Annotated in this window: 16 protein-coding genes and 1 pseudogene; 11 read left to right on the forward strand and 6 right to left on the reverse strand. The window is 39.9% G+C overall.

The genetic code is table 11. The annotated features are described in order from the left end of the window. Nucleotides 1–116 precede the first annotated feature (116 nt). Both H5161_RS06730 and H5161_RS06735 read right to left on the reverse strand, forming a co-directional pair. Nucleotides 117–2,195: a M13 family metallopeptidase gene (locus H5161_RS06730; protein WP_182768975.1), complete on the reverse strand. Its 2,079-nt coding sequence runs from the start codon at nucleotides 2,193–2,195 to the stop codon at nucleotides 117–119. Nucleotides 2,196–2,435: 240 nt separating this feature from the next. Then, entirely contained in the window at nucleotides 2,436–4,214 is a 1,779-nt protein-coding gene (locus tag H5161_RS06735) for an ABC transporter ATP-binding protein/permease (RefSeq protein WP_182715333.1), read from the reverse strand. Nucleotides 4,215–4,315: 101 nt separating this feature from the next. Between H5161_RS06735 and H5161_RS06740 the strand changes: the two genes are divergently transcribed. From H5161_RS06740 to H5161_RS06770, 7 genes are all read left to right on the forward strand, one after another. Next, entirely contained in the window at nucleotides 4,316–4,777 is a 462-nt protein-coding gene (locus tag H5161_RS06740; protein WP_182736079.1) for a hypothetical protein, read from the forward strand. A 108-nt stretch (nucleotides 4,778–4,885) separates the two neighbouring features. After that, nucleotides 4,886–6,724, forward strand: a complete 1,839-nt coding sequence (secD, locus tag H5161_RS06745; RefSeq protein ID WP_182768976.1) for a protein translocase subunit SecD — start codon at nucleotides 4,886–4,888, stop codon at nucleotides 6,722–6,724. Further along, nucleotides 6,717–7,652 (forward strand): protein translocase subunit SecF, encoded by a 936-nt coding sequence (gene secF, locus H5161_RS06750; RefSeq protein ID WP_182768977.1) that lies wholly within the window; start codon nucleotides 6,717–6,719, stop codon nucleotides 7,650–7,652. The genes secD and secF overlap by 8 nt, the downstream gene beginning before the upstream one ends. A gap of 181 nt (nucleotides 7,653–7,833) precedes the next feature. Next, on the forward strand, nucleotides 7,834–8,310 hold the full coding sequence (locus tag H5161_RS06755; RefSeq protein WP_007582643.1) for a GreA/GreB family elongation factor: 477 nt from the start codon (nucleotides 7,834–7,836) through the stop codon (nucleotides 8,308–8,310). A gap of 322 nt (nucleotides 8,311–8,632) precedes the next feature. Next, a complete protein-coding gene (locus H5161_RS06760; protein WP_010555056.1) occupies nucleotides 8,633–8,890 on the forward strand; it encodes a type II toxin-antitoxin system Phd/YefM family antitoxin in 258 nt (85 codons plus the stop codon). Further along, nucleotides 8,878–9,177 carry a type II toxin-antitoxin system RelE/ParE family toxin gene (locus H5161_RS06765; RefSeq protein ID WP_024605992.1) on the forward strand — a complete coding sequence of 100 codons (300 nt, stop codon included), beginning with the start codon at nucleotides 8,878–8,880 and terminating at the stop codon, nucleotides 9,175–9,177. The genes H5161_RS06760 and H5161_RS06765 overlap by 13 nt, the downstream gene beginning before the upstream one ends. Nucleotides 9,178–9,394: 217 nt before the next feature. Further along, on the forward strand, nucleotides 9,395–9,604 hold the full coding sequence (locus H5161_RS06770; protein ID WP_007582647.1) for a zinc ribbon domain-containing protein: 210 nt from the start codon (nucleotides 9,395–9,397) through the stop codon (nucleotides 9,602–9,604). Between the two features lie 272 nt (nucleotides 9,605–9,876). Here the strand turns inward: H5161_RS06770 and H5161_RS06775 are convergent, their stop codons facing one another. Beyond that, nucleotides 9,877–10,215, reverse strand: a complete 339-nt coding sequence (locus tag H5161_RS06775) for a zinc ribbon domain-containing protein YjdM (RefSeq protein ID WP_182768978.1) — start codon at nucleotides 10,213–10,215, stop codon at nucleotides 9,877–9,879. A gap of 303 nt (nucleotides 10,216–10,518) precedes the next feature. Here H5161_RS06775 and H5161_RS06780 point away from each other — a divergent pair, with 303 nt between their 5' ends. From H5161_RS06780 to H5161_RS06790, 3 genes are read left to right on the forward strand one after another with little or no spacing between them, the layout of a single operon-like run. Continuing rightward, nucleotides 10,519–11,913, forward strand: coding sequence for a RimK family protein (locus H5161_RS06780; RefSeq protein ID WP_182694985.1), 1,395 nt, complete (start codon nucleotides 10,519–10,521; stop codon nucleotides 11,911–11,913). 4 nt (nucleotides 11,914–11,917) lie between these two features. After that, entirely contained in the window at nucleotides 11,918–13,030 is a 1,113-nt protein-coding gene (locus H5161_RS06785) for a GNAT family N-acetyltransferase/peptidase C39 family protein (protein WP_182768979.1), read from the forward strand. Between the two features lie 8 nt (nucleotides 13,031–13,038). Further along, entirely contained in the window at nucleotides 13,039–13,551 is a 513-nt protein-coding gene (locus H5161_RS06790) for an MgtC/SapB family protein (RefSeq protein ID WP_002960746.1), read from the forward strand. A 16-nt stretch (nucleotides 13,552–13,567) separates the two neighbouring features. On the opposite strand, the gene H5161_RS06795 is transcribed toward H5161_RS06790, so the two are convergent. Both H5161_RS06795 and H5161_RS06800 read right to left on the reverse strand, forming a co-directional pair. Then, on the reverse strand, nucleotides 13,568–14,794 hold the full coding sequence (locus H5161_RS06795; RefSeq protein WP_182768980.1) for an EAL domain-containing protein: 1,227 nt from the start codon (nucleotides 14,792–14,794) through the stop codon (nucleotides 13,568–13,570). Between the two features lie 88 nt (nucleotides 14,795–14,882). Next, nucleotides 14,883–15,893: a GlxA family transcriptional regulator gene (locus H5161_RS06800; RefSeq protein ID WP_138488986.1), complete on the reverse strand. Its 1,011-nt coding sequence runs from the start codon at nucleotides 15,891–15,893 to the stop codon at nucleotides 14,883–14,885. Nucleotides 15,894–16,019: 126 nt separating this feature from the next. On the opposite strand from H5161_RS06800, the gene H5161_RS06805 reads away from it, so the two are divergent. Then, nucleotides 16,020–17,927 carry a beta-ketoacyl synthase gene (locus tag H5161_RS06805; RefSeq protein ID WP_182694988.1) on the forward strand — a complete coding sequence of 636 codons (1,908 nt, stop codon included), beginning with the start codon at nucleotides 16,020–16,022 and terminating at the stop codon, nucleotides 17,925–17,927. A 44-nt stretch (nucleotides 17,928–17,971) separates the two neighbouring features. Here the strand turns inward: H5161_RS06805 and H5161_RS06810 are convergent. After that, nucleotides 17,972–18,139 (reverse strand): annotated as a pseudogene (locus tag H5161_RS06810) (IS4 family transposase); the annotation flags it as partial.

An 18,139-nucleotide genomic window follows, 5' to 3' on the forward strand; every position in this document is an offset into this window, starting at 1 on the left:
GGGATCATCGAGGGTTCTAGACGTTGGAATTATATCTATTATGTGTAAATTTAATTCAATAAAAAAGCAACCTGTATAACAGGTTGCCTTACTAAGTAATAAAAAGTAAGTGTTACTTACCAAATACGTACACGCTCATCTTCAGGAAGGTATAACGCATCGCCTGGTTTTACATCAAACGCTTTGTACCATGCATCGTGGTTACGCGGCGCTTGTGCTCTAAAGCGACCAGGGGCATGTGTGCCACCACGCAGTTGGTTAAGCATGCTTTGCTCAGTACGTTTTTCTTTCCATACTTGTGCCCACGCAAGGAAGAAACGCTGATCGCCAGTAACGCCGTCAATAACAGGCGCTTCTTTACCATTTAAACTGAGCTTGTACGCGTGATAAGCCATTGATAGCCCACCTACATCACCAATGTTTTCGCCAAGGCTATTTCGACCATTAACAAAGTTACCTTCTATTGGCTCGTATTTACTGTACTGCGCAGCCAGTTGATCGGCTTTTTTGTCAAATGCAGCGCGGTCAGCATCAGTCCACCAGTTACGTTGCACACCGTTTTCGTCAGATTTTGAACCTTGATCGTCAAATCCATGACCCATTTCATGACCAATGACAGCGCCAATACCGCCATAGTTTACAGCCGGATCGGCATTTGGATCGAAAAACGGCGGTTGTAATATCGCAGCCGGAAATACAATTTCATTAAACGAGCTATTGTAGTAAGCGTTTACGCGTTGTGGCGTCATGCCCCAGCGGTTACGGTCTGTTTTTTGTAGCTCTTTTTCAACACTTTCTGCATGAAAAAATTCACGCATGTTTTTCACATTACCAATCAAATCGTTTTTAGTAATGCTTAAACCTTCATAAGACTGCCAAACATCGGGGTAACCAATTTTTGGTACAAATGCAGCCAGTTTAGCGCGCGCATTTACTTTAGTTTCATCGCCCATCCACTCTAGGTTATCAATACGTTCACCAAGAGCTGTACGTAGGTTTTCAACCAGCTCAGACATTTGTTGTTTTGACGACTCAGGGAAGTAACGCGCTACGTATATCTTACCAATAGCAAAACCAAGCGAACTTGTGCCTGACATTTCACTTATTGCACGTTTCCAACGAGGGCGAGGCTCTTGCTGTCCGTTTAGTTCTTTACCAAAAAAAGCAAAATTAGTATTAAATACGTCCTCTGATAGTAAACCTGCGTTACCGCTAATAGCGTGATACGTTAGGTAGTCTTTCCATACTGCAATATCTTCTTGATTGATTAGCTCAATCATCGCTTTTATTGGCTCAGGCTGAGATACATTTAACTGAGGTACTTTATAACCTGTTTGCGCAAAGTATAAATCCCAGTTAAAGCCAGGGTAAGCAGTGCTTAAATCGTCACGTTCAACTTGGTTTAGGGTTAAATCGCGATTACGGCGCTTTTCACGAGGCCAGTGACCTTGTGCAATTTTGGTTTCAAGGTCAAGAATAGCTTGAGCGCGCTCAGTTGCATTTTCAGTGCCTGCAAACTCAAGCATGTCAGCAATGTGAGCAACATAAGCTGTACGGGTTTTTACAAAGCGCTCAGCGTCTTCAAGGTAGTAAGAACGATCTGGTAAACCTAAACCACCAGCACCTAGTGACATTTCATATTTATTAGGGTCTAGGCGATTAAACCACATGCCGCCGCCAAAAGGGGCTTTATTACCGGTTAACCAAGACTTACCAAACATCTCAGCTAAATCGTCAGTTGACGCTATATCACTAATTTCACTTAACAATGGCTTAATAGGCGCTACACCGAGTTTATTAAGTGTTTCGGTATCCATATACGCATTGTAAAAATCAGCAACGAGTTTTTCTTCTGCGTTTAAATCTTTACGTGCGGCTATTTCTTCAATAATAGCTTTAACATCGTCTTCGCTTCGCTCAGCTAATCCAGAAAATGCACCATAGCGGGTTTTATCTGCAGGCATTTCGTAGTTGTCATACCACGTGCCGCTGGCATACATAAAAAAGTCATCGCCTGGTTTCACTGCTTCGTTACGAGCTGTTAGATCAACACCAAAACTACCTAACTCTGCTTTTTCTGTCACTGTTGCTGTAGTTACTTTAGGTTGTTGCTCGTCTATTTTTGTTGTTTGCGGCTCTGAACAACCTGTAATAAATGTGGCAGCTAATGCTGCGGCAATTAAACTCTTTTTCATTACTTACTCCTGAGTATCACTGATTGAATTAAAGCAGCAGTGAATCATTTTTATTGTTACGAATATTTAACTTATCGATTGTTATTGATATTAATCAGACAAACAAATCTTTTGAGGTGAATCACCACAGTGCTCGATAAAGCTAATATAGGAGAAAAGAGAAAGGCTAATAGGTTCTATAAACGCTTTATTTAGCTCGAATACTTAAAAGTATCCGAGCTAAGAGGGGGCACACACTATTTATTTTTTATGCTGAAGCTCCCACATACGGGCATATTCTCCGGCGAGTGTAAGTAACTCATCGTGCTTACCTTGCTCAATAATTTGTCCGGCTTTGAGCACAATAATGGTGTCTGCATCGGTAATAGTAGATAACCGATGAGCAATAACAATACTCGTATGGTTACTGGCAACTTCACGCATTGCTGCGAGAATTGCTTGCTCAGAATGAGAGTCGAGTGCAGATGTTGCTTCATCAAAAATTAAAATAGGGGACTTTTTCAAAATGGCGCGGGCAATGGCAATACGCTGTTTTTCGCCGCCGGATACTTTTAAACCGCGCTCGCCAACCAGTGTTTTATCGCCTTTATCAAGTGTGCCTATAAAGTCTTTTAAATGCGCCATAGCAATGGCTTCGTCAATTTCAGCATCGCTTGCTGATGGTCTACCGTAAGCGATATTTTCACGAATGGTGGTGTTAAACAGCACGGTGTCTTGCGGCACTATTGCAATGGCTTTTCGTAAACTATTAAGTGTTACTGAGTTTATTGCTTGATTATCAATACTAATTTCACCGGCGCTTACATCATAAAAACGATAAAGCAGTCGCGCCAATGAGCTTTTACCAGCCCCACTGGCACCAACAATAGCTACTTTGCTGCCTGCTTTAACACTAAAGCTAAGATTATTAAGAATAGGGCGATGCGCATCGTAACTAAAACTTACATTATTAAATGTTATTTCACCTTGGCTAATATTGAGCTCTTTAGCATTAAGTGCATCGGTTATTTGTGGTTTTTTGTTAAGTAGCCCAAGCATGTTTTCAAGGTCGGTTAGCGCGCGTCTTATTTCGCGGTACACAAAGCCTAAAAAGTTAAGCGGTAAAAACAATTGAATCATATACGCGTTGATCATCACTAGTTCACCAATAGAAAGCGTACCTGCAACTACCTCGGTTGAGCCCAACCACATTAACGCGGTAATAGCACAAGCAATAATAAGTGCTTGGCCTGAGTTGAGGGCGAGCAACGACATTCTATTTTTTAAACGGGCTTTTTCCCAGTTTGCTAAAAAGGTGTCGTACGTTTTGGCTTCAAACTGCTCATTATTGAAATATTTTACAGTTTCATAATTAAGCAAGCTGTCTATTGCGCGGGTATTACTTTTATTGTCGGCAGCATTTGCTTCTCTAATAAAGCGGTTTCGCCACTGAGTAACCACCACAGTAAAGGTAATATAAATAGCGACTGCCAATAATGTAATCAGCGCAAACCAAACAGAAAACAACGTGCCAAAAATAATCGCAACGGTCAGTATTTCAAACAAAGTAGGCACAATGTTAAACATTAAAAAACGCATTAAAAAGCTTAACCCGCTCGTACCGCGTTCTATATCGCGGCTAATACCGCCAGTTTGCCTATCTAAATGAAAAGCCAGCTCAAGTGAGTGCAAATGCTTAAATACTTTTAAACCAATATCACGCATAGCGTGCTCGGTTACGCGAGAAAATACAGCATCTCTTATCTCACCTAAAAATACGCTAGCAAAACGCAGTGCACCGTACATCAATAACAATAAAGCGGGGATAACTAACAGTGGGTTAATTGACTTATCTACCGAGTCTATAATTTCTTTAAGCGCCCACGGCATCAACAAAGTGGCACCTTTTGCGCCTATAAGCGCCATAAGTGCAATAAAAACACGGCCTTTAAATTTTGTAAGGTAGGGCCATAGTGTTTTTACACTTTGGCGTAAATTCATGGCGTCGGGGCGTTTTTCTGTGCTTTGTCTGGGGCGCATTAGTGATCTCTGTTAAAACTAAATACTTAATTAATAAGCATTGTATTTTAAATGCTTGCCCTTATATACTACGCATCCCTTATTTTAGTTTTAAAACGTGAATGTTTAAATTTAGAGTGTTTTTAACTGCCTTTTTGCTACTTGCTGCACTTTTTAGTGTGCAGAGCAATGCTATGGGCGCCTCACAAAATTTAAATATCAATATTAGTACGCAGGTTTCGCTTATTGATATTGGCGATTTAACTAAAATACAGCCTATTAGTAAGTCTGTAGATACTGCGCAGCATAAAAAAACTCATCAAACCGATTTTGACGCGCACCAACCACGGTTAACTGCCAATAATTCATCACTGTTTTTGCACACTGTTCAAAGTGAACCAGAATACGATGTGGTTTTTGAATTTTTTGCTCAAAATCTTGTTAGGCATATATTCTTACGGCCAAGAGCGATTAATCCTATACAGCCTTGGTATACGCTTGTAACTAATAGTAAAAAGTCGCGCTTGAGTGGCTGGAAAGACGTTAACTTACTCTACAGAGCTGTAACTACCTACCACGCTTAATTTTCCTTATTTAATTTTATTAGGTTTTAACTTTTAAAGTTTTAGCCTGCAGATTAATTGTGCTTTTAAAAAGTACGTTGCTAGCTTTGCTGGCAATAAGGATTAAAGATGTTAAGTTTTAAAAAAGATAAAAAGCCGTCTACGGCTAAATTTAAATTAAGCTATATCGCCATGCTAATAGTATTGGTTTTATTAGCTATTAGCGCATTACCAAACCTATATCCAAATAAATCGTGGTTGCATATCAGTGCCGCGCCGCACAGCGAAACGCAATCTTTACCAAGCACTAAAACCTTAGTTACTTTTTTAAATAACCAAGGACTTGAGGTTGAGCAGGGCTTAGATAAGCAATCGACTATTAATGTACTTTTAAACGAGCCAACTAAAAGCGCTCAGGCGCAAGCGGCTATAAAAGCGCAATACCCGAACACACACGTTAAAATTGTTGAGCATGCAACCAGCCCAACATGGTTACAAGATTTTGGTTTATCACCAATAAAGCTGGGCCTTGATTTAAATGGCGGTGTGCTATTTTTACTAGACGTAGATTTAGATAAAGCCGTTGATGAGCAGTTAGTCAGTGCGTATCAACAAGCTAAATCAATCATTATTAAGCAAAAAGCACATGGCGTAAAAGCGCAGCAAACTCAGCACGGGTTTGAAATAAACGCATTGCCTAATGCAATAGACAAGTTAACCCCCGTTATTGAAGAGCTACAAAGCCGGTTTGCTAATTTTGCCGTTGTAACAAGCAATAATGGCAGCGTTAAAACTGCCAAATTTAGTTATTCAGAGCAAGGCCGCAGCAGCTTTGATAAAGAAGTAATGGGCCAAACACTTACAACCCTTCGTTCACGTATTGAAGAGTTAGGCATTACTGAAGCGGTAACACAGCAACAAGGCAAACATCGCATTCGTATAGAGCTTCCTGGCGTGCAAGATCCAACCGAAGCAAAACGTATTATTGGTGCAACAGCATCGCTTGGTTTTTATCAATTAAAAGAAATTGGCGGGCAAACATTTAATATGCAATCGGGCGGAAAGATAAAGCTCGATCCTGTGCCAATTTTTACAGGCGATCATATTAATAATGCAAACATAGGCCGCGACGATTGGGGTAAACCATTGGTACAGCTAAGCCTAGACGGCCAAGGAGGGGATGCAATGTCGGCGTTTTCAAAAGCCAATATTGGTAAGCCAATGGCGACGGTTTACTCTGAGTATTCTCAAAATGCTAAAGGTGAAGTAGTTAAAAAAAGCGAAGTTATTAATGTTGCCAATATTGCTCAGCATTTAAGTTCGCGTTTTAGTATTACCAATATGAAAAGCCAACAAGCGGCAGCCGATCTAGCATTGTTATTACGTGCAGGCTCGCTTACAGCACCCGTTACAATTGTGCACGAACAAACAATAGGGCCAAGCCTCGGCAGCGAAAATATTAGTAATGGCTTAGCCGCGCTTATGTTAGGCATGGGTATTACGCTTGCATTTATGGCGCTTTGGTATCGCCGTTTAGGCCTTATTGCAAACGTAGCACTTATATTAAATTTAACGTCGCTTGTGGGCTTAATGTCATTATTACCAGGGGTTGTGTTAACGCTTCCGGGTATTGCAGGTCTGGTGCTAACCATAGGTATGGCGGTAGACACTAACGTAATAATATTTGAACGCATTAAAGAAGAACGTCGCCAAGGCCGTGCACCATATCAAGCTATTCAAGAGGGGTATAAACAAGCCGCAAATACAATATTTGATGCCAATATAACCACCATGATCACCGCACTTATCTTATACGGCATAGGCTATGGGCCCGTTAAAGGTTTTGCCATTACATTGGCACTGGGGCTTTTAACGTCTGTATTTACAGGTGTGTACGTATCAAAAATATTAAGCCAAACGTTGTATTTAAAAATGGGTAAAAAAGCAGGAGTAAAAGCACATGCTTAACACTTTTTTGAAAGGCGAGGCGGGCACACGTTTACGCTTTATGGGCATGCTTTTAAGCGCCATGTTAGTGCTGCTATCAGTATTTACGCTTACGCAAAAAGGTCTAAATTTTGGCCTGGATTTTACCGGCGGTTATTTAACTGAGTTTACAACCAGTCAAAGTGTTGAACTAAAAGAGCTTCAATCGTTTATTGCTAAAAATCACAACGGTGAGTTTGAGCTAACCGCGCAAGGTAATAGTCATTTTCAATTAAGAGAAGCGCCAAGTGCATCAACAACAGGTAATAGCCTTGATTGGCAAAGCGCTGTTACACAAAACGATGATATAAACGCACACCTTTTATCGTCAGCTTATATTGGCTCACAAGTGGGCGATGAGTTATTTGATCAAGGCTGTTTAGCCATGTTTGCTGCAATGATTGCGGTAATGATTTACCTTGCAGTGCGTTTTGAATGGCGATTAGCACTCGGCTCTGTGGTAGCGCTAGTGCACGATTTAATACTCGTACTTGGGTTATTTTCACTATTACAAATTGAATTTAACCTAACCGTACTGGCAAGTTTACTGGCTATTATTGGTTACTCACTTAACGACTCAATAATAGTAGGGGATAGAGTGCGTGAGCTTTTACGTGTTCAATCAAACAATATACTTAGCCCAGCGACTATTATTAATAATGCGATTAAAAGCACACTAACGCGCACCTTAATAACGTCGGGCACCACACTTGCAACGGTTGCCAGCGTTTGGTTACTTGCAGGCGCACCACTGCAAGGCTTTGCTATTGCATTATTTACCGGCATTGTAGTGGGTACGTTCTCGTCTATTTGTATAGCGGCAACTTTGCCAGAGCTATTGGGCTTAAGCGCTAAAAACTACGAAGTTAAAGTAGATGCCCACACGCAGACATTATTAGATATGCCATAAGGTTTTAATAAAGCACAAGCAAAGACCTGCACCAACCAACAGCTCTTTGCTTGTTTAATGCTAATTTAAGCCCCGCTAGTATTCCCACCAAACTTGCGGGGGTTTAAAACAATGGTTTTAAGCCTAGCAAAAATGTTAAACTAACTGCCTTATTTTTACTGCCTGTATTGTACTAATCCCCATGAATAAAACCCACGTTATCGAACATCTTCGCTTTGCGCTAGAAGCGCAGCTTACAACAGCAAAAGTAGCGGCAAAAACCGCGCACGACACCGCCACACATGAAGAAAACATAGCCGAAAACAAATACGATACCCTTGGGCTCGAAGCCGCTTATTTAGCACAAGGCCAAGCCCAGCGCGTAAACGATTGCTATAAAAGCATAGAATTGTTTGAGCCTGCCTTTAACGAAAAGCCAACCGACAAAATAGCTATCGGTTCGTTGGTGTGTTTAGAGGATGATAACGCAGCGCAAAAATGGTTTTATTTAGGCCCTGCAGCAGGTGGTTTAACCGTAAATGTTAAACAACATGCAATTGCTGTTGTAACACCCGGCGCACCAATGGGTAAGCAATTATTAAATAAACAGATTGATGATGAAATTACGTTAACAATTGCAGGTAAAGCCCACGAATATGTGGTGGTAGAGATTTTATAAAGCTTTGGTTTTTTAAGAGAACACCATCTGAAAAAGCTATGCCAACGTAATAATCGCTTATTTATAATCATAAATTAATTGTCGGATGGCATAGCTTTGCCATTTATCCAACCTACAGCTATGTTTTATAGCGTAACGTGGTGTGTATTTCAATTTGTACAAAGGCATATAATGAGAAGTACCTAATAGTTTAAAAATGAGCAGGGTTGACGTTAGGTGCTCTCTTTTTAATTGATTTTAGTGGTTTTACAGCCTCGTTTGTTGTATTTCCCAAGTTGGCTACTCGGTGCTACTATAGTGATACATTTGTTTGGGGATTATTATGAGAGTAGAACTAGTAACAACATTGAAGCGTCAAGCAACGAAGATATTATCTGAACTTCATTCCTCTAAAGAACCTGTGTTGATAACTGAACATGGACAACCATCTGCATACTTAGTAGATGTTGATGATTATGAATTTATGCAAAAACGTATGCAAATTCTTGAGTCTCTTGCAAAAGGAGAGCAGGCAATAAGTCGTGGTGAAACCATGTCGAATGTTGAAGCTAAAGATAAAATGAATAAATGGCTGAAATAATTTGGACTAATCCAGCTTTGGATGATCTTAACGATATCGCTGAATATATCGCATTAAGCAATTTGCAGTCAGCGAAAAAATTGGTTGCCAAAATATTTGAAAAAGTTGAACGTCTCGAACCCTTTCCTGAATCAGGTAAAAAACCAATTGAGTTAGCTAACCTAAATTATCTTGAACTGGTCGTGAATCCTTGTCGTATATTTTACAAAAAAGATAACAATAAAGTATATATTTTGCACGTAATGAGGCAAGAGCGAGACTTACGAAAATTTTTGTTGCTAACGTAATATACAGCTAACAAGTAGGTAATCCCTGAGTGAAATTAGTATGACCCTCATACTAATTATTATAAGAAGCAATTATTAAAAAGCCATCCAAACATCTATCAAAATTCCAACTTAACAAATATAAGAACTAAATTTTGGTTTGTTTATTAAAAAAAATTGCTACACACGTTCCTTAAGTGTTTAATATACCGTATATAAATAATATGGAGGTTGAAATATGAGACATAACAATTGGTCTTGCTCTAAGTGTAATAATAACGAATTTGATACCGGTGAAATAAGAGTTTCGGGTGGCTTTTGGTCAAGAATTTTTGATGTTCAAAATAAAAAGTACACCGCTGTGACATGCAGTCGATGTAGTTTTACTGAATTTTATAAAGGTTCATCATCAACACTTGGTAACGTATTTGATTTCTTTACTGGGTAATCAAAGCTTAAAAAGCACTTTAGTTGAAATGTAAACAGATCAGTTCAAGAGTTACCTCCTCATTTAGCTGAGGAGGTTAAATGCTTAAATATACCTAAGCGATAATTCGCCTTATTAAATGTAGGTGGACCTTTAGATATACACCAACTAATAGCAGTTAAACAAAATCTATTATACGCACTAATAATAGGCTTCAATAACAGGCCATAAGGCTTGGATGAATTTATTTTTATGATTTTTCATCTAACATCCTATATTTTAAATATCCAATTTTAGGTAGCTTTTTTCACAAATTTCGCTGTTACCATCATTTCGCCAATGCCTTCTACTTTACAATCAAGTTCGTGATCTTTTTTATCAAGCACTCTTCTAACTACCGCTTTGGTGCCAATTTTAATTACTTGCGAGCTGCCTTTAATTTTTAAATCTTTGGCTACTGTCACTTTGTCACCATCATTTAGCAAAGTGCCATTGGCATCTTTAACTAAAATTGCGTGTTCATCGCTTGTATTATTAGGGTTCCACTCATGGGCGCACTCGGGGCAAACAAGCAGTTGTTGGTCCTCGTAAACATATTCACATTGGCATTTTGGGCAAGCAGGTAGCGACATTTTTAACTCTCATAAGGTATTGTTTTGCGTATTTTAATCGGCATTAGTTGGAAAATATAGTTAATCAATATTTTTCATCTTCACGCTAAAAATATCTCGTTTGTGCGTTTTTAAAAAAGGGCATATAAAGCACATGTCGCTTAAGCAATTTAAGCGCTAACTCGTACAGTAGGTACCTGTTAAAGCACCCATCATATTAAGTGATTCGCGCAATGCCCACTTAGTACGATGGGTGTTTCTATTTATAATGCTTAGTATTTTACTAAGCATGCTTTTTATATTTTGACTTAACTAGGAAAAGTCGTGTTTAAAACCTTAATTGTGGTTGATAACAACGAGCAAACGCTTGCTCAATCGTTCGAAAATGTAATTACGTTTAATACCTACTTACGTGATTACCCAAAACATAACGAACCAAAAACACGCATTATTAATCTGTGCGACTCAAGCCAATACTTGAGCAAAGGTTACTATTGCTCATTACTTGCAGAGGCGCGCAAGCACCAAGTTTTACCCAGTGTAAAAACCATTAATGCTCTTCGTAGTGGCCAAGCTCCTATGTTAAATGTGGGCCAAATAGATGGCACACTTTACTTTGGTAATGCCCAAAACGATTTACAATCAAAAGCGGCAAAGTCAGTATTTAAACAATACCCAGCGCCTATTTTATTTGTTGATGAACAAGGATTATTGCAACAAGGCTCGATGTCGTCTTTAAGCGAGCAGCAGTACAGCGAATTTGTAGCCAAGCTAGATAACTTTACTAAAACGCAGTGGCGTATTAGTTCTGTGCAACGTCGTTTTAGATGGGACATGGCAATACTTGTTGATCATAACGAAAAAGTACCACCGAGTGACAAAGACGCCATTGCACGTTTTATTAAAGCAGCTGCTAAACACGGTATTTATGCACAAGCATTAAGCTTTGACGAAATTGATAACATTGCCCAGTTTGATGCGTTATTTATTCGCCAAACTACAGCGATTGACCACCCAACGTATCGCCTTGCAAGCAAAGCGCAAAGCCTGGGTTTAGTGGTTATTGACGATGCTGAGTCTATTTTACGTTGTTGTAATAAAGTGTATTTACACGATGCATTTAATTATCAAAAAGTGCCAAGTTTAAAAACGGTTGTAGTGGCTGATCAAGCAAATGAAACGCTTGAGCAATTAGAAGAAGCGTTTACGTATCCGCTTGTTTTAAAAATGCCTGAAGGGTCGTTCTCAAAAGGTGTGTTTAAAGTTTCAAACCGTGATGAGCTTGCCGCTAAGCTTACAGAGCTGTTTGAATATAGCGCATTAGTGCTTGCACAAGAGTACATGTATACCGAATATGATTGGCGAGTGGGTGTGTTAAATGGCCGTGCAATTTATGCATGCCGCTATTTAATGGCGCGTAACCATTGGCAAATTTATAACCACGACGCTAAACGGTTTTTCTCTGGCGGCTTTGAAACTCTACCAACCTTTGAGTTACCAAAAGCGGTGTTAGATGCCGCATTGAAAGCATGTAAAACAGTGGGTAGGGGTTTATATGGCGTTGATGTTAAAGAGCATCAAGGCAAAGCATACGTGCTTGAAGTAAACGACAACCCAAGTATTGATCACAAAGTAGAAGACGGCTATTTGGGCGACGAGCTATACATGATCATTATGGATGAGTTTAAACAACGCTTAGAAGCTCGAGGTCGTGGGTAATAACATGAGCAACCTTGTTATTCGAAAGGCGCTTAGTAGTGATTTAAATGCACTGATTGACGTTGAAAACGCTTGCTTTAATAACGATAAATTAAGTCCGCGTAGTTTAAAACGCTGGCTTAGTGCAAAACACGGTATTTTACTCGTTGCCCAAAATGGCGAGCAAGTATGTGGATATGGATTAGTGTGGTGCCATAAAGGGACTCGTTTAGCGCGTTTATATTCGCTTGCTGTAAAACCCACAATGCAAGGTAAGGGCGTTGCAAAGACATTGCTTACTAGCCTTGAAAAAGAAACGTATGAGCGAGGGCGTATTTACCTTCGTTTAGAAGTGGCTGTAAATAACGAAGGTGCGATAGGGCTTTATAAAAGCTTAGGTTACAGAGTGTTTGGTCAATATAGCGATTATTACGATGACCACAGTGACGCACTACGAATGCAAAAAAACATTCGACAAACGAGTGAGTTAAAAGTGGCGCGTTTAACGCCGTGGTATCAGCAAACTACTGAGTTTACGTGCGGACCTGCTGCACTATTAATGGCAATGGGCGCACTTGAGCCAACAACTGAGCTTACCCAATCGCATGAGCTGGCACTTTGGCGTGAAGGTACCACCATTTTTATGACATCGGGTCATGGTGGTTGCCATCCGTTTGGTTTGGCACTTGGGGCTAATAAGCGTGGTTTTAAAAGCGAGGTAATGGTTAATACCACAGAGCCTTTGTTTTTAGATGGCGTACGTAACGAAAACAAAAAAGTGGTACTTGCCACCGTGCATCAACAATTTGTAGATGGTATTGCACAAGCAAATATACCGCTTACGTATAAAGATGTAGAGCTTGAGCATATTGAGCAGTGGTTAAGTAAAGGCTTTAGTGTGCTGTTATTAATTAGTACATACAGTTTTGATGGTAAAAAATCGCCACACTGGGTGTGTGTTACGCACCTTGACGAGCACTGCGTGTATGTTCACGATCCGTTTTGTGAGCCCGGTAACGATAAACAGCTCGCAATAGATTGCCAATATGTACCTATTGCACGAAATGATTTTAGCAAAATGTCAGCGTTTGGTAGCCAACGTTTAAGAACGGCGGTGGCTATAGCTAATAAAATATAAGGTTAACAGTGACTTTTTTAGATTTAATTGATGTAGCCCCGTATTCATGGGCAGCTATTGGTACTGCGGCTTTTTGTGGTGCTATTATTGGAATAGAGCGCCAATTGCGCGGCAAGCCTGTAGGTATTCGTACATCAGCCCTAATAACGTTGGGTACGTATTTGTTTTTATCCACTGCGTTTAATTTACAAGGGGATGTAATAGATCATTCTCGTGTAGTTGGGCAAATAATTACAGGTATTGGCTTTTTAGGGGCAGGCGTTATGCTCGCAAAAGATGGTGCGGTAGTTGGCGTAACCTCTGCTGCAACCATTTGGGTGCTTGCATCAATAGGCGTGATGATAGCGACAGAAAACCTTGGGGCTGCAATAAAACTCTCGGTGCTGGTGGTCGGTATTTTATACGGTGTAGACGTACTTGAGGCTAAATTTAAAAGCTTAAGCAAAGGCGTACACACTAAAGTAAAAAACTATCAAAAGCGCTATTATCGAAAAGAATTTAACGAATCAGAACGCCACTAAAAGTGGCGTTTATTAATTATAGCGTAATTGTTTGATATTGGATGGCATCTTCAATAGGAGCTGGGCGCCCAATAAAATAGCCTTGTACGTTATCAACGCCTAGTTTTCTTAGTGTGTTTAATTCATCTTGATTTTCTATACCCTCAGCTACAATTGAGCAATTAATAGCTTTGGCAAATCCGCATAGTGCTTTAGCTAATAAAAACTTTCTACTGTCTTTATTTATATTTTGAGTGAGGCTTATATCTAACTTAATGATATCTGCCTCTAATTCTAAAATATGTTGAAAAGACGAATAGCCAGCTCCAACATCATCTATAGCTAATCTTACGCCTTTGCTTCTTAATGGTTGAAGTGCAGTTTGCATCGCTTGGTAGTCTAAAATAGGTGAATGTTCAGTCACTTCTAAAATTATTCTATTACAATCGATGCTTTGTAATACTTTGTCTATTGAGCCTGATAAAATATGCTGAGGTGAAGTATTTATAGTGATATAAGCTTTTTCATCAAATTGATCTAAGCAATGTAATGTATTTTGTATAGCAAGTATTTCTAATGCTTCTCCTAAACCCAGTTTTTCAGCATCTTTAAACCAAATATCAGGTGTTTTATAGGGTTCAATAAAAAAGCGTGACAGAGATTCATAACCCGAAAGTTGGTTGGTTGATAAATTAAATATGGGCTGAAAATAAATCGTAATATCGTTTGTTTTTATAATATTTTCAATAAGCGACTTTGACTCATTATTTAAAATGTCAGACTGAACTTTTTTTTCGATTAACTCAGTAGCTATTTCAGAAATGAGCCTAAGAAATGACAAATCTTTGTCGTTCAGGGCATTGTCTAATACGGTTTTATAACAGCAAAAAGTTCCATAAACTTTTCCGGTGGATAAAATAATGGGTACACCAATATAAGAGCCAATATTTAGCTTTTCTGTGACTGGCATGTTGCGGGTTATTGGGTGCTCAAGAGTATTAGGGATTATTTGTTCTAGCTCGTTATCAGATATTTTTTTACAGTAAGTTTCGCAAATTGGATCTGAATTACCTACTGATACGCATGTATTTGTAGTTTGGTTATCTACCACTTTAAAAACGCGCTCAGTATTGGTGAATTTTGAAATAAACGCGACTTCCATACTTAAATGTTTTCGTACAAGTGAAAGTAACTTTAATAACTTTGATTCAATAGAAGCATCGCTTTGTGGATCAAAAAGGTGCTTACTAAGTTTATCTCTCATGCAGTTACCTTGGTATGGCGTAAATTATATTATTGATAAGAGTATAATTTATGTATAAAAAAATGCCAATTTAGAGTGTCGTCGCTGGTTAGCCAAACAACTTTCTCCTAACTACTTTTCTGTAGCCACTGGGTGTTTGGCTTAATACTTTTTTAAACACGCGGGTTAAATGCCCTTGGTCGTTATATCCAACTTCTAAAGCCACTTCTTGAATTGATAAATTTGATGATGCTAATAACTCTTTCGCACCTTCTACGCGTAATTGTTGCCAATACTCAATAGGGCTTTGGTTCGTTGCGGCTCTAAAGCGGCGGGTAAAAGTACGATAGCTTAAGCTAAATTGGGCAGCGACTTCTTGCAAGTTTAGCTCGGTGGCTAAATTCGTTTTTAGCCAAAATTGAATTTGCGCAATTAGCTCATCGGGGTGGCGGTCTACTGCACCTTCTAAATAGCGTTGATCTTCGTAGGGTTTGCGTATTTCGTGCGAAAAATTACGCTCTACATGCTGCGCGGCGGCTTTTGTGTAGTACTGGCTGATAATATGTACGATAACATCTGCAAGGGCATTAAGGCTTGCTACGGTATACATGCGCTCTGATTGGGTTATAAAAAAGTCGGGCTTTAAGCGCACCTGCGGGTAGTCATGGCTAAATTGTTTGGCGTAATGCCAATGGGTGGTAGCAGGGTGGCCATCAAGTAAGCCAGCCTCAGCTAATAAACAGTTGCCAGTACCGACACCAATTATATGGCTGCCTGCGCTAAAGCTTTCACTTAGCCAATCAACTATTTCTTGATTTGTTCGCACCACTGGACGTGGGTTCCGCCAAATACCCGGCACTATAATCAAATCGCTGTAGGGCGCGTTAGTTGTTATGCAATCAGGATTTATAGCAAGGCCTGCACGGGTGGGTATAGATTCAGCACTTTTAGCCACTAAATTTATAGCAAGTGGCCTAAAGCTTTGCTTATCAAGATGCCCTTTAGCAAAGGCCTCGCCGGCTCTTAGCATTTCTATAGGCAGCGTTAAACTAGTCACTAATAAATGCGGATATACCGCTATAGCAATGTTTAGAGGTGGATTAGTGTGTTTATCAGTCATATAAATGCTCCGACCAGTACATTTTGGCCTTTTGTGCTGAATATTTGGCTATTAAAGCACAATGTGTGGTGCATAATCCATTTAAACTGCCTCTTCTCCTTATAACACGTTTCTAAAAGGTAAATTATGACAGCATTACCCGTTATAGTAGGCATGGGTGGCATTAACGCCGCTGGCCGTACTTCTTTTCATCAAGGTTATCGCCGTATCGTGTTAGATAGTTTAAATGCTCAAGATCGCAGTGAAACATTTTTAGGCCTCGCCACACTGATGAATCTAGTAAGCGTTGTAAACGGCCAATTACAAGATACACAAGGTAATAATGTTGAGCAAAGCGACATAGAAGCACGCTTTGGTGAGCAAATTATTGCTGGTACACTTATTCGTAAAATTGAAAAAGAACACTTTGATGCCGACGCAACACCGTGGCAGCAAAAAATGACACTAACCGCATCAAGCGATAACGCAATTGTGTTTGAAACGCGTGCTCGCGACTTACCTGCACCTATTCCAGCTAGCTGGCAAGTTGAAGAGCTTGAAGGCAAAAAAGTTAAAGTAACTATTGCAGCCGACTTAGACGTAAAGCATGACTCAACACGCGATAACCCAATTAAATCTGCTGGGCAATTTCCGACTGGGTTTGATCCATCAGTTATGTATAACAGCCGCTATCAGCCTCGTGGTTTGCAAGCCACTATTTTTGCAGCTACAGATGCGATTAAATCAACTGGGCTTGATTGGCAGCATATTATGAATAGCGTAGAGCCAGATAAAATTGGTACCTATTCAGCATCGGTAATTGGCCAAATGGACGACAAAGGCCTAGGTGGTTTAGTAAAGGCGCGCCAACAAGGCGACCGTGTTAGCACTAAGCAGTTAGCACTGGGCTTAAATACAATGTCTACCGATTTTATTAATGCCTATGTTACGGGCAATGTAGGTACTACGTTTTCGACCTCGGGCGCATGTGCAACGTTTTTATATAATTTACGTGCAGCGGTTAATGACATACAAGCAGGGCGCACACGCGTTGCGGTTGTCGCAAGTGTTGAGTGCGCTATTACACCAGAAGTTGTAGAAGGCTTTGGTAACATGAGTGCACTTGCAAACGTTGAAGGTTTGCGCCGTTTAGATAACTTATCAAATGATGAAGAACCAGATTACCGTACTAGCAGTCGCCCATTTGGCGATAACTGTGGCTTTACATTAGGTGAAGGCGCGCAAGTTGCTATTTTAATGGATGATGCTTTAGCCCTTGAGTTGGGCGCTGATATTATGGGCAGCGTACCGGATGTGTTTGTAAATGCAGATGGCGTTAAAAAGTCGATTACATCACCTGGACCTGGTAACTATATTACAATGGCAAAATCAGCTGCACTTGCTAGCAGCTTATTAGGTAAAGAAGCACTGCAAGAACGTAGCTTTATTTTAGCTCATGGTTCTAGTACACCGCAAAACCGTGTAACAGAGTCTTTGATTTATCATAAAGTAGCGCAAACGTTTGCTATTGATAACTGGAAAGTAACAGCGCCAAAAGCGTATGTTGGCCATACTATTGCACCTGCAAGTGGTGACCAGTTAGCGATTGCGTTAGGCATATTTAGTCATAATATTATGCCGGGTATTACCACTATTGATAAAGTGGCTGATGATGTTTATAGCGACCATCTTGATATTCGTAATAGCCATTACGAATGCGCTGATATGGATATTGCTTTTATAAATTCAAAAGGCTTTGGCGGTAACAATGCAACAGCGACTGTACTTTCACCAAAAGTAACAATGCAAATGCTTGCTAAGCGCCATGGCGATGATGTTATGACTAGTTACACACAGAAAAATAGTGTGGTTAGCGCTTCGCAGAAAACGTATCAAACGCAAGCAGATTTAGGCCAGTACGAGCTTATTTATCGCTTTGGCGACGGACTTATTGACGACAACGACATTGTAATAGACGAGCAAAGTATTCATTTACCTGGCTTTGAAAAAGCAATTACGTTTAGCACAACAAACTCCTATCAAGATATGTTTTAAGCACACATACTTGTTAGCAAGGCGCTTTTTAAGCTGTCTCTTGATCACAAGTCTGACTCAAGAGATTTTGCTAAATCGTAGCCTTCAAGGATGGCTTGTAACTTAAGCCATCCTTGCCATAACACTTTCACAGATGCACGCCCTGTGCGCTTGGTATCTTTCCAGCCTCCTAACTTTGCCAGTTCCTGATACGCCCATGACATATTTGGAGC

It is taken from the genome of Pseudoalteromonas sp. SG43-5 (assembly GCF_014164345.1).
Taxonomy (GTDB): Bacteria; Pseudomonadota; Gammaproteobacteria; order Enterobacterales; family Alteromonadaceae; genus Pseudoalteromonas; species Pseudoalteromonas distincta.